General features: G+C 72.1%; 16 protein-coding genes. 6 read left to right on the top strand and 10 right to left on the bottom strand.

Annotated features, from left to right (window positions below):
- Positions 1-24: 24 nt before the first annotated feature.
- Positions 25-774: a class I SAM-dependent methyltransferase gene (locus ACZ6TB_RS43995; protein ID WP_465566278.1), complete on the top strand. Its 750-nt coding sequence runs from the start codon at positions 25-27 to the stop codon at positions 772-774.
- A 55-nt stretch (positions 775-829) separates the two neighbouring features.
- Entirely contained in the window at positions 830-1,498 is a 669-nt protein-coding gene (locus ACZ6TB_RS43990) for a hypothetical protein (protein WP_465566275.1), read from the top strand.
- Here ACZ6TB_RS43990 and ACZ6TB_RS43985 read toward each other — a convergent pair whose 3' ends face one another.
- From ACZ6TB_RS43985 to ACZ6TB_RS43975, 3 genes are read right to left on the bottom strand one after another with little or no spacing between them, the layout of a single operon-like run.
- Complete coding sequence (locus tag ACZ6TB_RS43985; protein ID WP_465566272.1) at positions 1,499-2,002, bottom strand: mycothiol transferase; 504 nt, start codon at positions 2,000-2,002, stop codon at positions 1,499-1,501.
- 5 nt (positions 2,003-2,007) lie between these two features.
- Positions 2,008-2,775 carry a hypothetical protein gene (locus ACZ6TB_RS43980; protein ID WP_465566270.1) on the bottom strand — a complete coding sequence of 256 codons (768 nt, stop codon included), beginning with the start codon at positions 2,773-2,775 and terminating at the stop codon, positions 2,008-2,010.
- Positions 2,776-2,789: 14 nt separating this feature from the next.
- Positions 2,790-4,139 (bottom strand): MFS transporter, encoded by a 1,350-nt coding sequence (locus tag ACZ6TB_RS43975; RefSeq protein ID WP_465566267.1) that lies wholly within the window; start codon positions 4,137-4,139, stop codon positions 2,790-2,792.
- A 166-nt stretch (positions 4,140-4,305) separates the two neighbouring features.
- Between ACZ6TB_RS43975 and ACZ6TB_RS43970 the strand changes: the two genes are divergently transcribed.
- Entirely contained in the window at positions 4,306-5,169 is an 864-nt protein-coding gene (locus tag ACZ6TB_RS43970) for an RNA polymerase subunit sigma-70 (protein ID WP_465566264.1), read from the top strand.
- A gap of 9 nt (positions 5,170-5,178) precedes the next feature.
- Here the strand turns inward: ACZ6TB_RS43970 and ACZ6TB_RS43965 are convergent, their stop codons facing one another.
- The gene (locus ACZ6TB_RS43965; RefSeq protein WP_465566262.1) at positions 5,179-5,898 is read right to left on the bottom strand and encodes an SDR family oxidoreductase; all 720 of its coding nucleotides are present in this window, start codon (positions 5,896-5,898) and stop codon (positions 5,179-5,181) included.
- Between the two features lie 60 nt (positions 5,899-5,958).
- Here ACZ6TB_RS43965 and ACZ6TB_RS43960 point away from each other — a divergent pair, with 60 nt between their 5' ends.
- Positions 5,959-6,528 carry a TetR/AcrR family transcriptional regulator gene (locus ACZ6TB_RS43960; RefSeq protein WP_465566259.1) on the top strand — a complete coding sequence of 190 codons (570 nt, stop codon included), beginning with the start codon at positions 5,959-5,961 and terminating at the stop codon, positions 6,526-6,528.
- A 160-nt stretch (positions 6,529-6,688) separates the two neighbouring features.
- On the opposite strand, the gene ACZ6TB_RS43955 is transcribed toward ACZ6TB_RS43960, so the two are convergent.
- Positions 6,689-7,606: an LLM class flavin-dependent oxidoreductase gene (locus ACZ6TB_RS43955; protein WP_465566256.1), complete on the bottom strand. Its 918-nt coding sequence runs from the start codon at positions 7,604-7,606 to the stop codon at positions 6,689-6,691.
- Positions 7,607-8,068: 462 nt separating this feature from the next.
- On the opposite strand from ACZ6TB_RS43955, the gene ACZ6TB_RS43950 reads away from it, so the two are divergent.
- On the top strand, positions 8,069-8,629 hold the full coding sequence (locus ACZ6TB_RS43950; protein WP_465566253.1) for a TetR/AcrR family transcriptional regulator: 561 nt from the start codon (positions 8,069-8,071) through the stop codon (positions 8,627-8,629).
- Here ACZ6TB_RS43950 and ACZ6TB_RS43945 read toward each other — a convergent pair.
- The 4 genes from ACZ6TB_RS43945 to ACZ6TB_RS43930 are packed head-to-tail and all read right to left on the bottom strand — an operon-like array spanning position 8,615 to position 16,120.
- The gene (locus tag ACZ6TB_RS43945) at positions 8,615-9,952 is read right to left on the bottom strand and encodes a winged helix DNA-binding domain-containing protein (RefSeq protein ID WP_465566250.1); all 1,338 of its coding nucleotides are present in this window, start codon (positions 9,950-9,952) and stop codon (positions 8,615-8,617) included. The two genes, ACZ6TB_RS43950 and ACZ6TB_RS43945, sit on opposite strands and share 15 nt — an antisense overlap.
- Positions 9,953-9,961: 9 nt before the next feature.
- Positions 9,962-11,743 (bottom strand): S9 family peptidase, encoded by a 1,782-nt coding sequence (locus ACZ6TB_RS43940; RefSeq protein ID WP_465566248.1) that lies wholly within the window; start codon positions 11,741-11,743, stop codon positions 9,962-9,964.
- An 11-nt stretch (positions 11,744-11,754) separates the two neighbouring features.
- Complete coding sequence (locus ACZ6TB_RS43935) at positions 11,755-13,521, bottom strand: N-acetylglutaminylglutamine amidotransferase (protein WP_465566245.1); 1,767 nt, start codon at positions 13,519-13,521, stop codon at positions 11,755-11,757.
- A gap of 19 nt (positions 13,522-13,540) precedes the next feature.
- The gene (locus ACZ6TB_RS43930) at positions 13,541-16,120 is read right to left on the bottom strand and encodes a glutamate--cysteine ligase (protein ID WP_465566243.1); all 2,580 of its coding nucleotides are present in this window, start codon (positions 16,118-16,120) and stop codon (positions 13,541-13,543) included.
- Positions 16,121-16,324: 204 nt separating this feature from the next.
- Here ACZ6TB_RS43930 and ACZ6TB_RS43925 point away from each other — a divergent pair, with 204 nt between their 5' ends.
- Positions 16,325-17,401, top strand: a complete 1,077-nt coding sequence (locus ACZ6TB_RS43925; RefSeq protein ID WP_465566240.1) for an NAD-dependent epimerase/dehydratase family protein — start codon at positions 16,325-16,327, stop codon at positions 17,399-17,401.
- A 1,320-nt stretch (positions 17,402-18,721) separates the two neighbouring features.
- On the opposite strand, the gene ACZ6TB_RS43920 is transcribed toward ACZ6TB_RS43925, so the two are convergent.
- A complete protein-coding gene (locus ACZ6TB_RS43920) occupies positions 18,722-19,561 on the bottom strand; it encodes an SDR family oxidoreductase (protein ID WP_465566237.1) in 840 nt (279 codons plus the stop codon).
- Between the last annotated feature and the right edge of the window lie 51 nt (positions 19,562-19,612).

The raw sequence follows: 19,612 nt of genomic DNA, 5'->3' as shown, positions 1-19,612 counted from the left end.
GTACGCCCGGGGATCGTGAACGGCGTGCGACAAGACCTTCTGTGGGACGCCGACGTTGCGCGGCGCTACGACACGCCGGGCGAGGGCATGTTCGCCCCCGAGGTGCTCGGGCCGACGGTCGACCGGCTCGCCGCGCTGGCGGGGGAGGGCGCCGCGCTCGAGTTCGCGATCGGCACCGGGCGGGTGGCGATTCCGCTCGCCGCCCGCGGGGTGCCGGTCACGGGCATCGAGCTCTCCACGGCCATGATCGACCAGTTGCGGACCAAGGCGACCGAGGCCGAGATCCCGGTGATCGCCGGCGACATGGCCACGGCCACCGCGCCGGGCCGCTTCACGCTCGCCTACCTGGTCTTCAACACGATCGCCAACCTGCTCACCCAGGCCGAGCAGGTCGACTGTTTCCGCAACGCCGCCCGCCACCTCGAGCCGGGCGGCCGCTTCGTGATCGAGCTGTGGTTGCCCCAGCTGCGCGAGCTGACGCCCGGCCTCGGCGGCGTGGCGGTGGTGACCGAGCCCGGCTACATCCTGGTCGACACCTACGACCCGCTGAACCAGCAGGTCGTCTCGCACCACTTCCGCTTCGGCGAGCGGGTCGACGGCAGCCGCGAGGCCACGGTCGGCCGCACCCCGCACCGCTACATCTGGCCGTCCGAGCTCGACCTGATGGCCCAGCTGGCCGGCTTCGAGCGGGAGTCCCGGCACGCCGATTGGTCCGGCGCCGCGTTCACGGCCGATTCCGGATCCCATGTCTCGGTGTATCGGCTCGCTCGCTGATCGTTGGCACGAAGGTGTGAGGGAGCGCTCCCGGAAGATCCATACGCTGTGGCGCATGAAGCGTGTTGTTCCGTTCGCCGCCCTCGTCCTGCTTGCCGGCTGCACCGCCCAGGCGGCCACCCCGCCGGCCGCCGTTTCTCCGGCCGCCACTTCCCCGGCCGCCGTTTCTCCGGCCGCCACTTCTCCGGCCGCCGCTCCGACGCAGACCTCGGGCCACGGCGGCGGTGGCGCGCCGACCGCGACCCCGACTCTCGCCTCGGACCCGGGCGACGGCAACATGCTGGTCGGCCGCGGCACCGACGCCGATTGGAAGTCGCTGGTCAAGCCCTGCCCCAACGCCGGCCAGAAGCCGATCGTCCAGAAGGTCGTCACCGGCGACGTCAACCACGACGGCACCTACGACGCCCTGGTCGCCCGCAGCTGCGAGGCCCGGACCTCGTACTGGCCGTCGACCGTGGAGATCTTCGACGGCGTCTCCGACGCGAACGCCCCGACCCGGCTCGGCACGCTGCTCACCGACGTCGGCCCGGACGACCAGCCATGGGTGGTCGGGCTGCGGGTCGACGGCGGCGCGGTGGTGATCAAGGCCTACGGGGTCGACGCGCACAGCGACAACGCCTGCCCCGACCTGACGTTCACCTACCGCTACCGCCTGGACGGCAAGGCCGCCCACCGCGACCAGCGTCAGGTCGCGAACGCCGGCAAGTGCCTGCCCGTGGGCTGACTACTCGAGCAGCCCGCGGACGTACGCCGCCTGGCCCGCGTGCTGCGCATCGTCGTCGATGACGCTGACCAGCCGCACGCCGAGCGTGACCGGCGGGTCCCAGGCGGTGTCCACCACCCGGTCGAGGTCCGCCTCGGTCAGCCCGGCGATGACCTCGAGCGTGCGGTCGTGGACCGCCCGGTAGTAGTCCACGAGCGCCTGGGCGCTCTCCGGGACGACCCGGGTGACCTGCGTGGACGAATGGCCGTACCCGGTGTCCGACGGGTCGGCCTTGAGCCCGAAGCGGGGCGCCCAGTCCCCGGTGACGTAGATCTGCTCCCCGTCGATCAGGTCGGCCACGTGGTCGTCCTGCACCCGGGTGAGATGCCAGACCAGCCAGCCGATCGAGTTCGCCCCCGGCGCCGGCGACCAGCGCAACTGCTCGGGGGTGAGGTCGTGCACGGCGGTGTGCACGAGGTCGGGAATGCGCCCGAGTCCTTCGGTCAGGATGTCCTTGGCGTCCATGCTGCTTACTCCGTCCCGTCGTCCGGGTTCTGAGTATCCGCGCCCTTCTGCGGCTGAGCGCCGGAACCATCGCCGCTGCCGGCGCCGCCGCCGGTGTTGGCGGCCGGGTCCTGGGTGGGCGCGTCCGTCGTCGGCGCGTCCGTGGCCGGGGCCTCGGTCGTCGCGCCGTCGCTCGGCGCCGGCGCCTCGGTGGTGGACTGCTGCGTCGGCTGGTCGGTGGGTTGGTCGGTCGGCTGGTCGGTCGGCGTCGCGCTGGAGGACGGCGCCGGGGTCGACTTGTCTGACTTGTCAGACTTTCCGCTGCTGTCGCCGAAGATGCTGGAGACCGTCGAGCGATCGCCCTGCCCGCCCCGGGTGGCGTCCGCGATCGACCGGCCCGAGACCAGCTCGGCGGCCGTGAGCGTGCCCATGGCCAGCACGAACAGCGCGCCGGCGACGAGGGCCACCCGCTTCCAGCGGACCTTCTTGGGCGACGCGTCCATGGCCGGCAACGGCATCGTGGCGTCGGCGGCGGCCGCGACCGGCGGGGTGCCCACCGCGGCCGGAGCCGCCGTGAACGTGCCGACCAGCTTCTGGTGGCCGCGCCGGAGCGAGCGCTGGTAGATCTCGGTGCCGACGGAGCCGATCACACTGGCCACGGCGGCGCCGGCGAGCGTTCCCGCGACGCCCATGTACGAGCCGATCACTGCCGCCGAAAGCGCGGCCAGCACACCAGCGATGGTCTTGGGAATGTCGATGCCGGACCAGATCCGGTCCGGTGCGTGCTCAGTCATGTCCTCCTCTGCCCTTACTCCTGTGGCCGTGAGCTATTCGCCTTTACCGCACGGCCGATCGCTAAACCCCGTCGCTCGGCCAGCACCTCGCGCAGCGGGCGCACCACGATGCCCTCGGCCGCCAGGTGCCGCCGGGCCAGCCTGCGGTTACGCAGGATCGCGACGAGCCCGATCGCGAAGATGAGATATTGCACGCTCATCGCGACCTTGAAATCGCCGATGTCGTAGTCGGCGCGGCCGCCGGTGCGGGCGTCCAGGATCAGCCCGATCAGCTCGATGGTCACCAGCGACGCCACGAACCCGCCGACGTTCACCACCCCGGTCGCCGTCCCGAGGCGGCTCGGCGGGTTGAACGTACGCGCATAGTCGAAGCCGATCATCGAGCCCGGACCGCCGAGGCCCAGCGCGACCACGAGCATCACCAGCAGCGGCAGCGGCGCGTGCCCCGGCCAGGCCAGCACCACCGTCCAGGCCGACGCGTTCGCCGCCACGATGCCGAGGACCAGCCACGAGCGGCGCAGCGGGTGCCGCTGCACCAGCACCCCGATCAGCGGGCCGGCCGCCATGCCGACCAGCACGAACAGGGTGAGCAGCGTGCTCGCCGTCTCGCGGTCGAGGCCCTCGCCGGCGATGAGGAACGGGAAGCCCCACATCAGCGCGAAGACCGTGCCGGTGAACTGGGTGGTGAAGTGCGACCACAGCCCGAGCCGGGTGCCCGGGTGCCGCCACGCGCCGGCCAGGTCGGCGCCGAGCCGCCGCACGGTGATCGGCGCGCCGGTGCTGACCTTCCGCTCCGGGGTGTCCCGCAGGGCGGCGGCCGCGGCCAGCACCACGAAGACGCCGGTGCCCGCGGCGCCGAGGAACGCGGTGGTCCAGCCGGGACCGGCGAGCAGGGCGGCCAGCGGTACGGCCGAGAGCACCTGCCCGGCCTGACCGACCAGTCCCGTGAGCTGGGTGACCACCGGGACGCGCCGGGCCGGGAACCACTGCGGCACCAGGCGCAGCACGCTGATGAACGTCATCGCGTCGCCCGCGCCGACCAGGATGCGGGCGAGCACCGCGCCCTCGACGCCGTGCGCCGTGGCCATCAGGCCCTGCCCCGCCGCCATGATCAGGCCACCGGTCACCACCAGGCGCAGCGAGCCGAACCGGTCGAGCAGCAGCCCGACCGGCACCTGGAGGCCGGCGTAGACGAGAAGCTGGAGCACCGCGAACGAGGCCAGCGCGCCCGCGCCGACGTGGAACCGCTCCTGCGCGTCCAGTCCCGCGACCCCGAGCGAGGTGCGATGAAGGACGGCCATGATGTACGCGGCGAGCCCGGCGGCCCATACCGCCCAGGCCCGTCGGCCGGGTCGCAGGGGCATGGCTCGCCTTCCGTTTTGCTTACTTACGCGTGCGGAAGTAAGCCTTCTCCTCGGGCCGTCCCGGGGCAACGAATCGCGTCCCAGACCACACGTGCGCCTGCTCACTAACGCCGGGACCAGCGCGGTAACGTGCGACCGATTCCTTTTCCTCTCCCGGCGGGTCTGCATGACCATGGATGGCACTCTCACCACCGACACCCTGACCGCCGAGTTCGCCCGGGAACGCCGCGGGCTGGTGGCGCACGCCTACCGGATGCTCGGCGCGCGCGACGACGCCGAGGACGTGGTGCAGGAGACCTATCTGCGGGCGCTGCGCGGGTGGTCCGGCTTCGACGGCCGCGCGTCGGTGCGCACCTGGCTCTACCGGATCGCCACCAACGCCTGCCTCACCGCCCTCGACGGCCGCAAGCGCCGGGCGCTGCCCTCGGACGCGGACGGTGACGAGGTCGACTGGATCGGCCCGTTCCCCGCCGACCCGGCCGACTCGGTCACCGCCCGCGAGGGCGTCCGGCTGGCCTTCATCGCCGGCATCCAGCACCTGCCACCCCGCCAGCGCGCCGTCCTGCTGCTGCGCGACGTGCTGGCCTTCTCGGCCGCCGAGACCGGCGAGATCCTGGACCTGTCGGTGCCGGCCGTGAAGAGCGCGCTGCAGCGGGCCCGGGCCCGGATGGACGCGGTGGCCCCGACCCGCGACGACGTGCTCGAGCCGGACGACCCGCGCTCGCGCGACCTGCTCGACCGCTACATGGCCGCCTGGGAGGCGGCCGACCCGGTCGCGTTCCGCGAGATCCTGCGGGCCGACGCCCTGATCGAGCAGGCCGGCTCGCCCGACGTGGCCCGTGGCCGCGACACGTGCCTGGCCTTCGCCGGCCCGTTCATGGGCGCGCCCGGCGATTGGCGGATGACCCCCACGGTCGTCAACGCGCAGCCGGCCGTGCTCGCCACGTGGCACGGGTCGCCGTACGGGCTGGCGGTTTTGACCACCACGCCGAGCGGAATCCTCGCGGTGACCTTGTTTCCCGCTGCTTGACGCGGGCTTTTAACGCAGGGCCGCGACCAGCGCGCCGCCGTCGGCCTCGACCACCGTGCCGGTGAGGTTGGGGTTGGTGGCGGCCAGCGCGACCACCTCGGCCACGTCCTCGGGCGCGGCGATGCGCCTGGTCGGCAGCAGCTCGGCCATCTGCGCGAAGTAGGCCCGGCGATCCTCCTCGGGCAGGCCGTCCCACCAGGGCGTGTCGACCAGGCCGGGGGAGACCCCGTTGACCCGGATCGGCGCGAGCTCGGCCGCCAGTGGCCGGACCATCGCCTCGATCGCGCCGTTGATCGCGGCCAGCCCCGCCGTGCCCGGCATCGCGGCCCGCGCCGAGATCGCCCCGATCAGCGTGATCGAGCCGGTCGGCGCCAGGTGCGGCAGCGCGGCCCGCACGGTGGTCAGATGGGCCCAGAACTTCGCGTCGAACGCCCCGCGCAGCGTCCCCAGGTCGAGCTCGGCCAGCGGTCCCGCGCCCTGGGCGCCGCTGAGCGCGACCACCAGCCAGTCGATCCGCCCGACCTTCTCGACGACGGCGCCGATCTGCTCCGGGTCGCCGCCGTCCGCCCGGTGGGCGATCAGCCCCGCATCGACGGCGCGCTCGCGGCGGCCGACGACGTGGACCGTTGCCCCGCGCTCCCGCAGCAGACGGGCCGTGGCCAGGCGATGCCCGACGTGCCGCCGACCACGAGAGCCGTTGTGTCGCTCATGTCGCTCCTCATTTCTCATTCCTCATTCTTCATTTCGAACCGGACCGTCTCGTTTTGTTTTTACGCTAGCATCGTTCCCGTGACGCAACAACGGGCCGGACGCAAACGCAGCGAGGAGAGCCGGCAGGCGATCCTGACGGCGGCTCTTGAGCTGGTCGGCGAGGTCGGCTACGCGGGCCTCTCGATCGAGGGCATCGCCGCCCGCTCCGGCACCGGCAAGCAGACGATCTACCGCTGGTGGCCGTCGAAGGCCGACGTGCTGCTCGATGCCCTGGCCGTCACGGCCGACCTGCACATCCCGATCCCCGACGAGGGGAGCTACCCGGCCGACCTGCGCGCGTTCCTGACGGCGACGTTCGCGCTGGGCCGCCAGGGCCAGGTCATCGAGGTGCTGCGGGCGCTGATGGCCGAGGCCCAGATCAACCCGGCGTTCGGCGAGCGCTTCCGCGAGGGTTTCCTGCGGCGCCGCCGCGACGCGCTCGCCGTGCTGGTCGAACGGGCCGCGGCCCGCGGTGACCTCCCCGCGACGATCCGGCCGTCGACCGTGGCCGACATCCTGTTCGGCGTGCTGTGGTACCGGATGCTGGCGACCGTCGACCCGGTCGACGAGACGCTGATCGACGAGCTGGTCGGGGTTCTGGGGCGATAGTCGCTCCCGCCGCGGCATCGTGCCGGCGGCGGCATCGTGCCGGCGGCGGCGGCATCGTGCCGGCGGCGGCGGGCGTGCCGGCGGCGGCGGGCGTGCCGGCGGCGTGCCAGCAGCGGCGTGCCGGCGGCGGACCTAGGTGCGGATCGTGCCGGCGGCGGACCTAGGTGTGGATCGTGCCGGCTCGGGTCGAGTTGCGGGATCGTGCCGGCGTCGCCTCCGCCCCGGCCACCGGCCGAATCAGCTCATCCGCCACCCAGCGGGCCGCGCCGGCCGGATAGGGCGGGTTGAGCCCGAGCACGATATGTCCGAAGCCGGCTTCGAGGGCCCGGCTCATCGCCTCGCGGGTGACCGCCGGTTCGTCGTAGGAGACCGGCAGGAACATCGAGCGGGTGATCGCGCCCGGGTCACGCCCGATCTCGGCGCAGTACCGGTCGAGCAGCGCGCTGCGCTCGATGCAGTCGTCGAGGTCGCCGCCCGGAATGTTCCACAGGTCGGCGTGCTCGGCCACCACCCGCAGCAGCTTGGCCGACCGCCCGCCGATCATGACGGGCGGGTGTGGCCGCTGCACCGGCTTGGGGTTCCCGAAGGCGCCCTCCACCTGCACGAACTCCCCGTCGAAGTCGAACGGCTCGTCCGCGGTCCACAGCCTCCGGATGACGGTCAGCCCCTCCGCGAGCGCCGACACCGAATGCCCGAAGTCGTGGTACGGCAGCCCGTGCCCCGCATACTCGCGCCGGGCCAGCGGATGGCTCGGCCGCGACCCCGCCCCGATGCCGAAGTCGAGCCGCCCACTCGAGACGATGTCGACGGTCGTCGCGATCTTGGCAAGCATCGCCGGCGGCCGGAAGCGGTTGCTCGTCACGAGCAGTCCCAGCCGCAGCCGCTCGGTCCGCGCCGCGAGCGCCGACAGCAGCGTCCAGCCCTCCATGATCGGCCCGTCCGGATCCCCGCCGATCGCCATCAGATGGTCGAAGAGCCAGGCGTGCCCGATCTCCGGAACCCCGTCGGCCTCCTCCCAGACCCGCAGAATGTCCCGGTAGCCAACCTGCATGGGCGCCGTCATGATCCCGACCTGCATGAGTGGTCCTCCCGCGTCTAGCATGGCTCGCAAACGGAACCCGGTTCCGCTACCGCAGTAAACGGAACCCGGTTCCGTTTAGACGATACGGAACCCGGTTCCGTTTTGCCAAGCGCCGCCGAACAACGACCGGCCCTCGCGTGGGCAGGGGCCAGACGAACGCAGGTCGGACACGGCCAGGGAGGCCAAGCGGGCAGGCCCGACGCGCCCGCCGAACGACACCGGCCCGGCACCGACGCAGGCGCCGGGCGGCACAGGCCGGCGCCGATGCAGGCGCCGCGAAAGGCAGTCCGGCGCCGACGCGGGTGTCGCGCAAGGCAGTCCGGCGCCGATGCGGGTGCCGGGGGAGGCAGTCCGGCGCCGATGCGGGTGCCGGGAAACGCAGGCCGGCGCCGACGCAGGCGCCGGGCGACATGCAGGCCGGCTCCGACGTGGACGCCGGGGGAACACAAGAGGAGCGGTGTGAACGAGGGGTCGAAGCGGGCCGACGCGCGCCGCAACAAACAGTCACTGCTCGATGCGGCGGCGGCCGAGTTCGTAGCGCATGGCGTGGACGCGCCGGTGCGGGACATCGCAGCGAGGGCCGGCGTCGGAGTCGGCACGATATATCGGCATTTTCCCAACCGCGCCGACCTGATCGTCGCCGTCTACCGGCATCAGGTCGAGTCGACCGCCGAGGCCGGCCCGGCCCTGCTCGCCAAGGGCCCCACACCCCACATCGCGCTGGCCAAGTGGGTTGACCTGTTCGTCGACTTCCTGATCACCAAGCACGGCCTGGCCGAGGCGCTGCAATCCGATGACGCGTCCTTCCAGAGCCTGCACGCCTACTTCCTCGACCGGTTGGTCCCGGTATGCGGCGAACTCCTGGCCGCCGCCGTCGAGGCCCGCGAGATCCGGCCCGGCACGGAGCCCTTCGAGCTGATGTACGCGATCGGCAACCTCTGCATCGGCGCCGACAAGGACCCCCGCTACGACGCGCGCCGCATGGTCGGCCTGCTGGTCGACGGCCTACTCCTGCGCTAGCCGAACCTCGGCGCCGGGCGCGAGAAAGTCGCGCAAGCGGGCGGCTTCCGCCAGGAGCGGATCAAATTCACCGCGCCCGTACGGCATGAGCTCCAACACCCGGCCCGGCTGGGAACCGGCCCCGGTGTTGCGGACCTGCCACGTCCCCCGCCATTCGCCGTCGAGCAGGAACGTTCCAGTCGTGGCGCCCGGGCCCGGGGGCAGTGGGACTCGCCGGCCGGCCGGGTTGAAGCGCGTCCGATCGGCGTGGGCGAGCAGCAGATTGTCGTATTCGGGCAGGAACCGGGGCGGCGCCGGCACGTCCTCGCCCGGGCGCGGCGCATCGGGCAGGTCGTAGACGGTCTGATCGCTCTCGGTCGTGAACGCCATCAGCGGCAGCCGCGCCACCACCTCGGCGAGCCGGGTCAGGCCCGACCACATCTGCAGGTCGGCGACGCTGGCCGGCCCGAACGCCGCCAACCCGCGCAGCACCAGGTCGTCCACGGGCGTCACCCGCAGCGGCTCGCCCAGCCACGTCTCCACCGGCGTCCACGCGGCCGGCCCGGTGCGCCCCCAGACCCCGCGCGGCGGCACCTGGCAGATCGGAACTTCCCGGGCCGCCGCGAACGCCAGCTCGCCGGCGTCGGCCTCGGGCCACCGCGAACGAAGCAGCCGGCCGAGCTCCACGCGGGTGCTCGGCCGCTCGGTCAGCAGCCGCCTCGCCTCCGCGCGCAGCTCGCCGAGATCGACGCCCACGGTCGGTGGATCGGTCCGCGGCCGGGCGCCCTCCGCGGACGACGTCCCCTCCGCACGGGCGGCGCCGGCCTCGGTCCGAGGGTGGGCGCGCTCCGGGAGTGGCGGCCGATCCGCACGGGCGTCGCCGGCCCCGGTCCGCGGCCGGGCGCCCTCCGCGGACGACGTCCCCTCCGCGCGGGCGGCGCCGGCCTCGGTCCGCGGTCGGGCGCTCTCCGCGAGCGGCCGCCCATCCGCACGGCCGGCGCCCGCGTCGACGGCGAGGCCTCGGACGAGCGGGGCGATCGCGGCGGCGTGGCGGGCGCGGAAGTGAGCCTGCCAGTCGAGGCAGTCGCGGGCGCTGACCAGATGGACCGTGGCTCGCATCATGTGGGTGCGGACCACGCGGCGGTCCTCGGTCAGCTTGGACAGCTCCTCCGGGTCGAAGCCGTCGAGGCGGGTCCACAGGCCGACGTAGGGGGCCAGCGGCGCCTGGGACTGCATGCCGCCCAGGCGCTCGATGGCGTCCAGCGCCGGGAGGGCGTGCCGGTCCAGGAGGAGCTGCCGGGCCAGGGTGGCGCGGCCCAAGGCCCTGCGGCTGAGCGTCGTCATGCGGTCAGGCTATGACCCCATGCGGTCAGTTTCCGGCCGCAAATGGGCGGTCAGCCAATCCAGGGTCTCGCGCAGGTACTCGGCCCGCGAGGTGCTGTGCAGCAGCTCGTGACCCTCGTCCGGGAAGAGCAGGTAGCGGTGCGGCACGCCGCGCTCGGCGAGGGCGGCGGCCACCTGGTCGGCCTCGATCACGGGGACGTTCGAGTCGTTCTCGCCGTGGACGATCATCAGGGGCGTTCGGAGCTGGTCGATGTGGGTCAGCGGGGAGAGGTCGCGCAGCAGGTCGGCGTCGGCGACGGGGTCGCCGTACTTCGACACCGCGGCGGCCGCGATCCAGGGCTCTGTGTGTTGATAAAAGGTGAAAAAGTTGGACATGCCGCAGACGTCGACACCGACCGCGAAGAGCGAGGGAAACGACGTCAGCGCGGCCAGCGTCAGATACCCCCCATACGACCGCCCCATACACCCAATAAGCGATTTGTCCGAAATGTGTGAGCCGACCAGATACTCAACGCACGACCGGACGTCCCGAACAGCGGCATACCTCAACGCTCCATTGTCCGCGTTCACGAAGCTCTTCCCGAACCCCGAAGACCCCCGGACATTGGCCGCGAACACCGCGATCCCCAACCGCACGAGCGCCTGAAACAATGGCCCGTGCCCCGGCCGCTCCTGCGCCTCGGGCCCCCCGTGCAGCCAGATCACCGTCGGGTGCGGCCCTTCGCCGGAGGGCCGGAACAACCACCCGCTCAGCTCCAGCCCGTCATCCCCCGGGAACGTCTCCAGCGTCGGCCGCACCGACCCGGCCGCGGCCGGCGCCGCCGACACCGCCCGCAGCTCTTCCCCGGAGTGCACCCACACCCCGTACGGCTGCCCCGGCCCCTCGGCCGCAAAGGCCAGCCCCGACCCGTCGAAGCTCCACCCGAGACCCGACACCACCGTCCCCGGCAGGGGCGAGACCCGCCGCCGAGCGCCCTCCGGCAGATCGACGAGCTCGACCTCGCTCTCGCCCCCGCGCACGTTCCACAGCACCGCCACCGCCGAGCCGTCCGGCACCAGCGCGAACCCCTCGACCTCGGCCCGCGCCGCGGCCGCCACCACCTGCACGCTTCCGTCGGCCGCGACCCGGATCAGGGCCGGGAACTCGCCGGCCTCCGACCGCGCGTAGACCGAGCCGTCCGGCGCGAGGACCGCCTGCTCGCCCAGCGCCACCGGGGTGTCCTCGCCCGACCGCAGGTCGCGCAGCACGATCCGCCGGTCGCCGCGCGGGCCGATCCGCAGCAGCGCGCGATCGCCCGCCACGTCCAGCAGCGAGATCAGCGTGCCCTTCGCCACCACCGAACGCGAGCCGGCCACCGGGTCGATCAGCAGCGCCGTGGTCAGGTTCTCGGTCACCGCCAGCAGCGAGCGGCCCGGCAGCCAGCGCATGTTCTCCGCCGTGTCGGTGCCGAACCCGGCCACGTGGTGCAGCTCGGACCCGTCCGGCCGCACCAGCCAGATCTCGTGCCGGGGCGCGCCGCCCGGCGACAGCTCGCACGCCAGCCAGCCGCCGCCACTGGACCACTGCACCGCCACGACCGGCGCGAGCCCGGTGTCGACCAGGAACGCGAGATCGCTGCCGACCGGCTGCACCCACACCTGCGGGCGCCCGCCACGGTCCGACACGTACGCGCAATGCTTGCCGTCCGGGGAAAGAGCCGGCGACCAGCTGCCACCGGCCTCGGGAGGTAGGGACCTCGTCCAGCTCGCCGGCAATACCGTGACGTCCATCCGGTTGAGCTGACCGGTCATGTGGTCCCCCTTCAGATCCCCTTGTCCTGCAACCACATCTCCAGCAGGGCGAGCTGCCACAGCTGGTTGGCGCCGAGCGTCGTGCGCGGCGTGTTCGGGTCGGCCAGCAGCCGATCGACGTACTCCGGCCGGAACAGGCCGCGGGAAACAGCGGCCGGCGCGTGCAGCGCGTCGCGCACCTTCTCCAGCATCGGTCCCGCCAGGTGCCGGATGCCGGGCACCGGGAAGTAGCCCTTGGTCCGGTCGATCACCTCGTCGGGCACCACCCCGCGGGCGGCGTCCTTGAGCACCCCCTTGCCGCCGTGCGCCAGCTTGAGCCCGGGCGGGCAGGCCGCGGCCAGCTCGACCAGCTCGTGGTCGAGAAACGGTACGCGCGCCTCGAGCCCCCACGCCATCGTCATGTTGTCGACCCGCTTGACCGGATCGTCGACGAGCATCACCTGGGAGTCCAGCCGCAACGCCGCGTCGACGGCGGTCTCGGCGCCGGGCCGTCCGAAGCTCGCGGCCACGAACTCCCGGCTGACGTCGTCGTCGAGCAGCCACTCGGGATTGAGCTGAGCGGCCAGGTCGGCGTGCGGACGATCGAAGAACTCCTGGGCGTACGCGTCGACGGCCGCACCGCGCGGAACGTGGGCGAGCGGCGGATACCAGCTGTACCCGGCCAGGATCTCGTCCGCTCCCTGACCCGATTGTACGACCTTGACCTGCTTCGACACGTCCTCGCTGAGCAGGTTGAACGCGATGCAGTCGTGGCTGACCATCGGCTCGCTCATGGCCGCGACCGTGCGGTCGACGGCGGGCAGGAACCGGTCGCGCCCGATCCGGATCTGGTGGTGCACGGTGTCGAACTGCTTGGCCACCAGGTCGGAGTAGGCGAACTCGTCGCCGCTCTCCCCGCCGGCCGCCTCGAACCCGATGCTGAACGTGGTGAGGCCGCGCTGCCCCTGCTCGGCCAGCAGCGCCACGATGTAGCTGGAGTCGATGCCGCCCGAGAGCAGCACCCCGACCGGCACGTCGGCCACCATCCGGCGCTTGACGGCTTCCGCGAGCTTCTCGTGGATGAGAGCGGGCCAGTCGTCCGCGGCCACGGAACGTGTGAACGAGGCTTCCCAGTAGACCTCATCGGAGAAGGTCCCGTCGGGGCGAATTGTCCGGATCGTGGCGGGCGGGAGCTTACGGACTCCGTTGATGATGGTTCGCGGGGCGGGCACGACCGAGTGGAACGTCATGTAGTGCTGGAGCGCCACCTTGTCGATCGAGGTGTCCACGTCGCCGGCCGCCAGCAGCGCCGGCAGCGTCGAGGCGAACCGCAGCCGGCCCGGCGTCTCGGCGAGGTAGAGCGGCTTGATGCCGAGCCGGTCGCGGGCCAGCATGACCTCGCCCGTCTCGTGCGACAGGATCGCGAACGCGAACATTCCGAGGAAGCGCCGCACGCACGCGGAACCCCATCGGTGGTAGGCCTTGATGATCACCTCGGTGTCCGAGGTGGAGAAGAACCGGTAGCCGTACGCGGAAAGCTCGTCCCGCAGTTGCTGGTAGTTGTAGATGCACCCGTTGAAGACCAGGGTGAGCCCCAGCTCCTCGTCGGTCATCGGCTGCCCACCGGCGTCGGACAGGTCGATGATCTTCAGGCGGCGGTGGCCGAACGCGACCGGGCCGCGGGTGAACAGGCCTTCCCCGTCCGGGCCGCGCGACGCGAGGCGGGGCAGCATCCGCCGTACCCCCTCCTCGTCGGCCGGCCGCGAGTCGAACCGGATCTCACCGGCGATTCCACACATGTCTCTCCTTCGGCGATTCTCAGTGGGACAGCAGCCAGGTGTCCTTCGAGCCACCCCCTCGCGAGGAGTTGACGATCATGCTGCCGGCCGGGGCCACGCGGGTGAGCGCGGCCGGCGCCACCACCGGCTCGGCGCCACTGAAGACGAAGGCGCGCAGGTCGACGTGGCGGGCCGCGAGCTGATGGCCGTCGAAGACCGGGTGCGTGGAGAGCCGGACGACCTCCTGGGCCACCCACCGGTGCGGGGCGGTGACGATCTGGCGGCGTACGGCCGAAAGGTCCTCGGGAGAAGCGTGGGGACCGATCACGATGCGATCGCCGCCGTAGCCGTCCACCGGCTTGCAGACCAGCTCGTCGAGCCGGGCCAGCACCTCCTGCCGCTGCTCGGGGATGCCGCAGAGGTAGGTCGGCACGTCGGCCAGCAACGGTTTCTCGCCGAGGTAGTACTCGATCAGGCGCGGCACGTACGCGTACACCGCCTTGTCGTCGCCGATGCCGTTGCCCAGCGCGTTGGCCAGCGTGATCGTGTCCGCGTGCAGCGCGGCCACCAGGCTCGGGCCCAGCGGCATGCCGTCCGCGCCCGGCGAGTGCACCAGGCTGTCCTCGTCCAGCCGCAGGTAGATCACGTCGACCGGGTAGCGCTTGCCGTTCCGCAGCCGGAAGGCGCGGGTGCCCTCGACGAACAGCTCGGTGCTGCGGATGACCGGCACGCCCATCTCCTCGGCCAGCATCTTGTGCTCGAACCAGGCCGAGTCGTCCGGCCCCTGGCTCAGCACCACGACCGCCGGGTCGTCGCCGGCGGACGGGCGGGCCGAGTCGCGCAGCGCCCGCAGCAGCAGCCGCGGCGTCCCCTCGATCGAGAGCAGCCCTTCCGGCATCGGCAGCTCGGGCAGCACGCTCTCGGTGAGCCGCCGGTTCTGCATGGCGTAGCCGATCCCGGACGGCACCCGCAGGTTGTCCTCGAGCACGCACCAGTTGCCGTCCACGTCCCGCACCAGGTCGACGCCGGCCACCTGGGCGCGGACCCCGTCGTGCCCGACCAGGGCGCCGCTGGGCCGCAGCTCGGGCGAGCCGTCGATCACCCATTCCGGCACCACGCCGTCGCGGACCACCGCCCGCTCGCCGTAGACGTCGCTCACGAACCGGTCGAGCGCCCGTACGCGCTGCACGAGCCCGGCGCCGAGCCGGTCCCAGTCGTCGGCCGGCACGATCCGCGGCACCAGGTCGAACGGGAACAGCCGGGTCGCGGCCTCGCCGGCCACGCTGAAGGTGATGCCCCGGGCGCGCTGCTCGTCGTCGCGCGCGTCCTCGCGGCGGCGCAGGCCGGCCGAGCCGAGGGCGCTCAGGACATTCAGGATTCCCGCGTACGCCGGTGCGACGTCGCCGCCCGGGAACGCCTCATCACCATCCATCCCGTACGGGAAGAGGCCGGCCGGCACCGACTGGCCTTCCGGGCCGATCCCCGTCGCGCCGCCCCGGGTGTCGGCCACCAGCAGGTCGACCACGTCGGAGATCCGGCCGCGCCGGGTCATCGCCCGCCGCTGCCGCGCGGCCGAGCTGCCCCGGCTCAGCGCCCGCACCGACAGGTCGAACACCTGCTCCCAGTCGCCCAGCTCCTCGAGCTGCGGCCGCAGGTCGCCGACCAGCCGCTCGACGGCGGCCGCGGCCGGGACCGGGGCCGGGCTTCTCGGCAGGTCGAGCAGTTCGCCCTCGAGTCCCGAGCGGGCGGCCCGCCACATCGCCGCCCGGTGCAGCGGGGGAGGTGTCTTCTTCGTATTTTGTCCGGACCGGTACTCCTGGCGGGCGCGCAGCACGAGCCCCCGGAACAGGCCCGCGATCAGCACCACCGTGTCCACGTCCGGGCTCGAGTCGGTGACCCGCAGCTCGACCGTGGGCACGTGGGCCGACGGCCGGACGTCGAAATAGACCATCTTGGGGTCGGTGATCGTGCCCGACGCGATCAGGTCGGCGACCAGGGCGTCGTGCTCCTCCGCGCTGCGGAGCTCGCCCGGGTCGCCGGCGGTCGGCCAGCGCATCCAGACCAGCGACCGCACGCTGGCGTAGCCGGAGTCCTCGCCCATCCAGTACGGCGAGCTGGTCGAGAGCGCGAGCAGCACGGGCAGCGCCCCGGTGACACGCTGCGTGACGGCGACGGCCTCGTCCCGGTCGGGCACGCCGACGTGCACCTGGGCGCCGCAGATCAGCTGCTCCCGGGCGAGCAGCTGGTAGTCGTCGAGCATCCGCCGGTACCGGGACGTGGGCGTCACGGGGAGTGACTCGAGGTCGACGAGCGGGACCGTGCCCGCCGCCACCAGGCCGAGCCCGAGCGACTCGGCCACGCCGATCGCTTCGCGCCGCAGGCCGACGATGCCGTCGCGCAGGTCGTCCAGGGTCGCCGCGACCGGGGTGTTGGTCTCGACCACGGAGCGGTGCAGCTCGGCCGAGAAGTGGTCCGGGTCGAGCCGGGCCAGCGCGTCCGGGGCCCGCGGCACCAGCTCACGGGTGACCAGGTCGACGACGTGCAGTTCCTCCTCGACGCCGAGCGTGAGGTCCTGGGCCGCTACCGTCTCGGTGGCCGCGGCCGCGTGCGACTCAGTCATCGAGTCCGCCCCTATCTCCCGGGTGATGGCTGCCCTGCGTCCGGAGCCTCGCCATCGAATGTGCCGAACATGTGACGTGCCCATTTCGCGCACGGACCAAGCATGGCCGGGCTCGACATGACGCCCGGCGGCCCGGCAAGGTGCGCACACCCTGTAACCTCGGGCCGTTCTTTCGCTCCGATGCAGCCTTCGCGGAGGTCTTTGATGAGCAGTGTGGTCGTCGTCACCGGTTCCGCCGGCCTGATCGGCTCCGAGTCGGTCCGGCACTTCGCCGGTCTCGGCATGGACGTCGTCGGTGTCGACAACGACATGCGCGGCTACTTCTTCGGCAAGGACGGCTCCACCAAGTGGAACCTGGACCGGCTGCGGAAGGAAGTGGGCGAGCGCTACACGCACCACGACATCGACATCCGCGACCGTGCGTCGCTGGACAAGCTCTTCGCCTCGCTCGGCAAGAACGTCGGCCTGGTCATCCACTGCGCCGCGCAGCCCTCGCACGACTGGGCCGCCCGCGAGCCGTTCACCGACTTCGACGTCAACGCGGTCGGCACGCTCAACATGCTCGAGGCCGTCCGGCAGCACAGCGCCGAGGCCCCGTTCATCTTCACGTCGACCAACAAGGTCTACGGCGACCTGCCCAACTCGCTCCCGCTGATCGAGCACGAGACGCGCTACGAGCTGCCCACGGACCACAAGTGGTACGCCGGCATCGACGAGACCATGTCGATCGACCAGTGCCTGCATTCCGTCTTCGGCGCCTCGAAGGTCGCGGCCGACGTGATGGTCCAGGAGTACGGCCGCTACTTCTCGATGCCCACCGCCGTCTTCCGCGGCGGCACACTGACCGGCCCCGGCCACTCGGCCGCCGAACTGCACGGCTTCCTGGCGTACGTGATGCGCTGCGTGATGGAACAGCGCCAGTACCACATCTACGGCTACAAGGGTAAGCAGGTCCGCGACGCCATCCACTCGAGCGACCTGGTGTCGGCCTTCGAAGCAGTCCACCGAGCCCCCCGGGTAGCCGAGGTCTACAACATGGGCGGCGGCCGCCACTCGAACTGCTCGGTGATCGAGGCCTTCCAGCTGGCCTCCGAAATCACCGGCCTGGAGGCCAAGACCGACTACGTAGAGGACAACCGAGTAGGCGACCACCAGTGGTGGATCAGCGGCCTGAGCCGTTTCGAGGACCACTACCCCGAGTGGAAGCTCACCTACGACGTGCCCGCCATCCTGCGCGAGATGTACGAGGCCAACCAGGACGTCTGGAAGCCCCAGGCCTGACACCAGCTCCATCCGCCTGCCGCCGGCCGCGTTGCCGGCGGCAGTTTGCTGTGCCGATTTCCCCCGACCCCGCCCTCGCCCCGCCCGGCCCTCGTCCGGCCCCCCGCCCGGCCCTCGTCCGGCCCCCCCCGCCCGGCCCTCGTCCGGCCCTCGCCCGGCCCCCGCCCCCCGCCCTCGCCCGGCCTTCGCCCGGCCCCCGCCCGGCCCTCACTCGCCCGGCCCTCACTCGCCCGGCCCTCACCCGCCCGGCCCTCACCTGCCGACGGCGGCCCGGCTGCCACGCGCGTCCAGAATTGCCAGGAATAGCGGAGGCAAAATTCCACTCGGTGACGTTTCGGCTCACCTGAATATCGCATATTGTTTCTCGCGGCCCTCGCTCCCGCGGGCGCCGGCCATGCCATCGCCGCCATGCGTCTTTCAAATGCGTTCACCCTCTGGCGCCTCATCGATGGGACAATTCGACGCTCTTGTCCGCCGACCTTCTTGAGCCATCGCGGTATGGGACCGGCGGTTTCGGGCCGCTGGAGTTCGGGCCGCTGGAGTTCGGGCCGCTGGGGTTCGGGCCGCTGGGGTCCGCGGTGCTGCTGTTCGCGGTGCTGCTGTTCGCGGTGCTGCAGTTCGCGGTGCTGCAGTTCGGGGTGCTTCGCTTCGGCGCTGGGGGCTTCGGCGCCGTGGGGTTCGGGTGCCTGCGGCTCGGGTTGCACGGGTTCGGGTTGCACGGGCTCCGAGCGGAAGGGCTCCGAGCGCACGGGCTCCGGGCACACGGGTTCGGGTTGCACGGGCTCCGAGCGCACGGGCTCCGGGCCCTTGGGCTGGGGACGCCGGCTTTCGGGGCGCAAGCGTCCAGCATGACGGCGCCTGAGTCCCCACGCGCGATGGCGCTCGTGTGCCCGACGGAACTCGTCACCGCCGGACGAAAATGAACGCGACGCCCTTCGATCACGCATTCCAGCCAATTCGGCCGAAGTGAACAACTGAAGCTGTCGCATAAGCAATTATCCCGCGCCAGGGCATCGCTCGGTCAGTATTCGATCATGCCATTCCGTGCCACATTTATCAGGCATTCTTGGATCAATTGTGGATGGCCGCCGTCCTGTGGACAGCGAACGAAAAATGTCACAGGAGACCCGTAAAGTAGCCCCACCCAGTTAGGGGCGGGGTGCGGTGGACGGGCTGCGGGCGGGGTGCGGTGGACGGGCTGCGGGCGGGCGCGGTGGACGAGCTGCGGGCGGGCGCGGTGGACGAGCTGCGGGCAGCCGCGGTGGACTGCATGCGGGCGGCCGCGGTGGCGCGACCCCCGCGGTGGAGCGGACGTGCCGGTCACCTAGCTCGGTATCCGCGGGACAGCAGGTCTTGCAACGACGTCGCCGGGTGGTCGGTCAACGCCGAGACGTCTGCGGTCACCGCCGCGAGCTCCCCCGCCGCGATCGCGGTGTAAGTGCTTACCCAGGCGTCGACCTGCCAGCCCGGCGCCTCGTAGCGCTGCCTTGACGCGTACGCCTCCTCGATTGTCTCGGGGTGGTAGCGCACCTCCCGGCCACTGGCCGTACCGATGATTGCGGCCGCCTCGGTCAGCGTCAGCGCCGACGGGCCGGTCAAGTCGTATGTCTGGCCCTCGTGACGGGACGGGTCGCGCAGGACCGCTGTCGCCGCGTCCGCGATGTCGTCCTGTGCCACCACCGCGGCTCGGCCGTCCGCCGCCGGGCCTCGGATCACGCCGTCCTCGCCCACCATCATCGGCAGGAAGTCGGCGTAGAGGTTGTCCCGCAGGAACGTGAACTCCAGCCCGCTGGCCCGGATGTACTGCTCGGTGGCCCAATGGTCGCGGGCCAGCGTGAACGTCGCGTCCGGCGCCGCGCCCGCGAACGACGTGTAGACCAGGTGACCTACTCGCTCGGCGACGGCGGCGTCCACGAAGGCCCGATGCTGCGCCACCCGCTGCGGCGTTTCGGCGCCCGACACCATCAGCACGGTCTCGGCGCCGTGCAGCGCGGCGCGCATCGCCGGGCGGTCGGAATACTCGGCCACCGCGATCCCGGCGCCCGGCACCGCGGGGGCCCGCGCCGGGTCGCGGACGAGAAGCCGCAGGTCACCGCCGAGACGACGGGCCACGCGGCCGCCGAGCCGACCGGTTGCGCCGGAGACAACGATCAAACCCATATGTCCTTTGTACGCGAGGTGTCCGACCGCCAGGTGACTTTCGGTGCGCGG

This window comes from Actinoplanes sp. NPDC051537 (assembly GCF_055586105.1).
The sequence above is the reverse complement of the archived record's forward strand: the minus strand, read 5'-3'. Positions and strand labels throughout refer to the sequence as shown.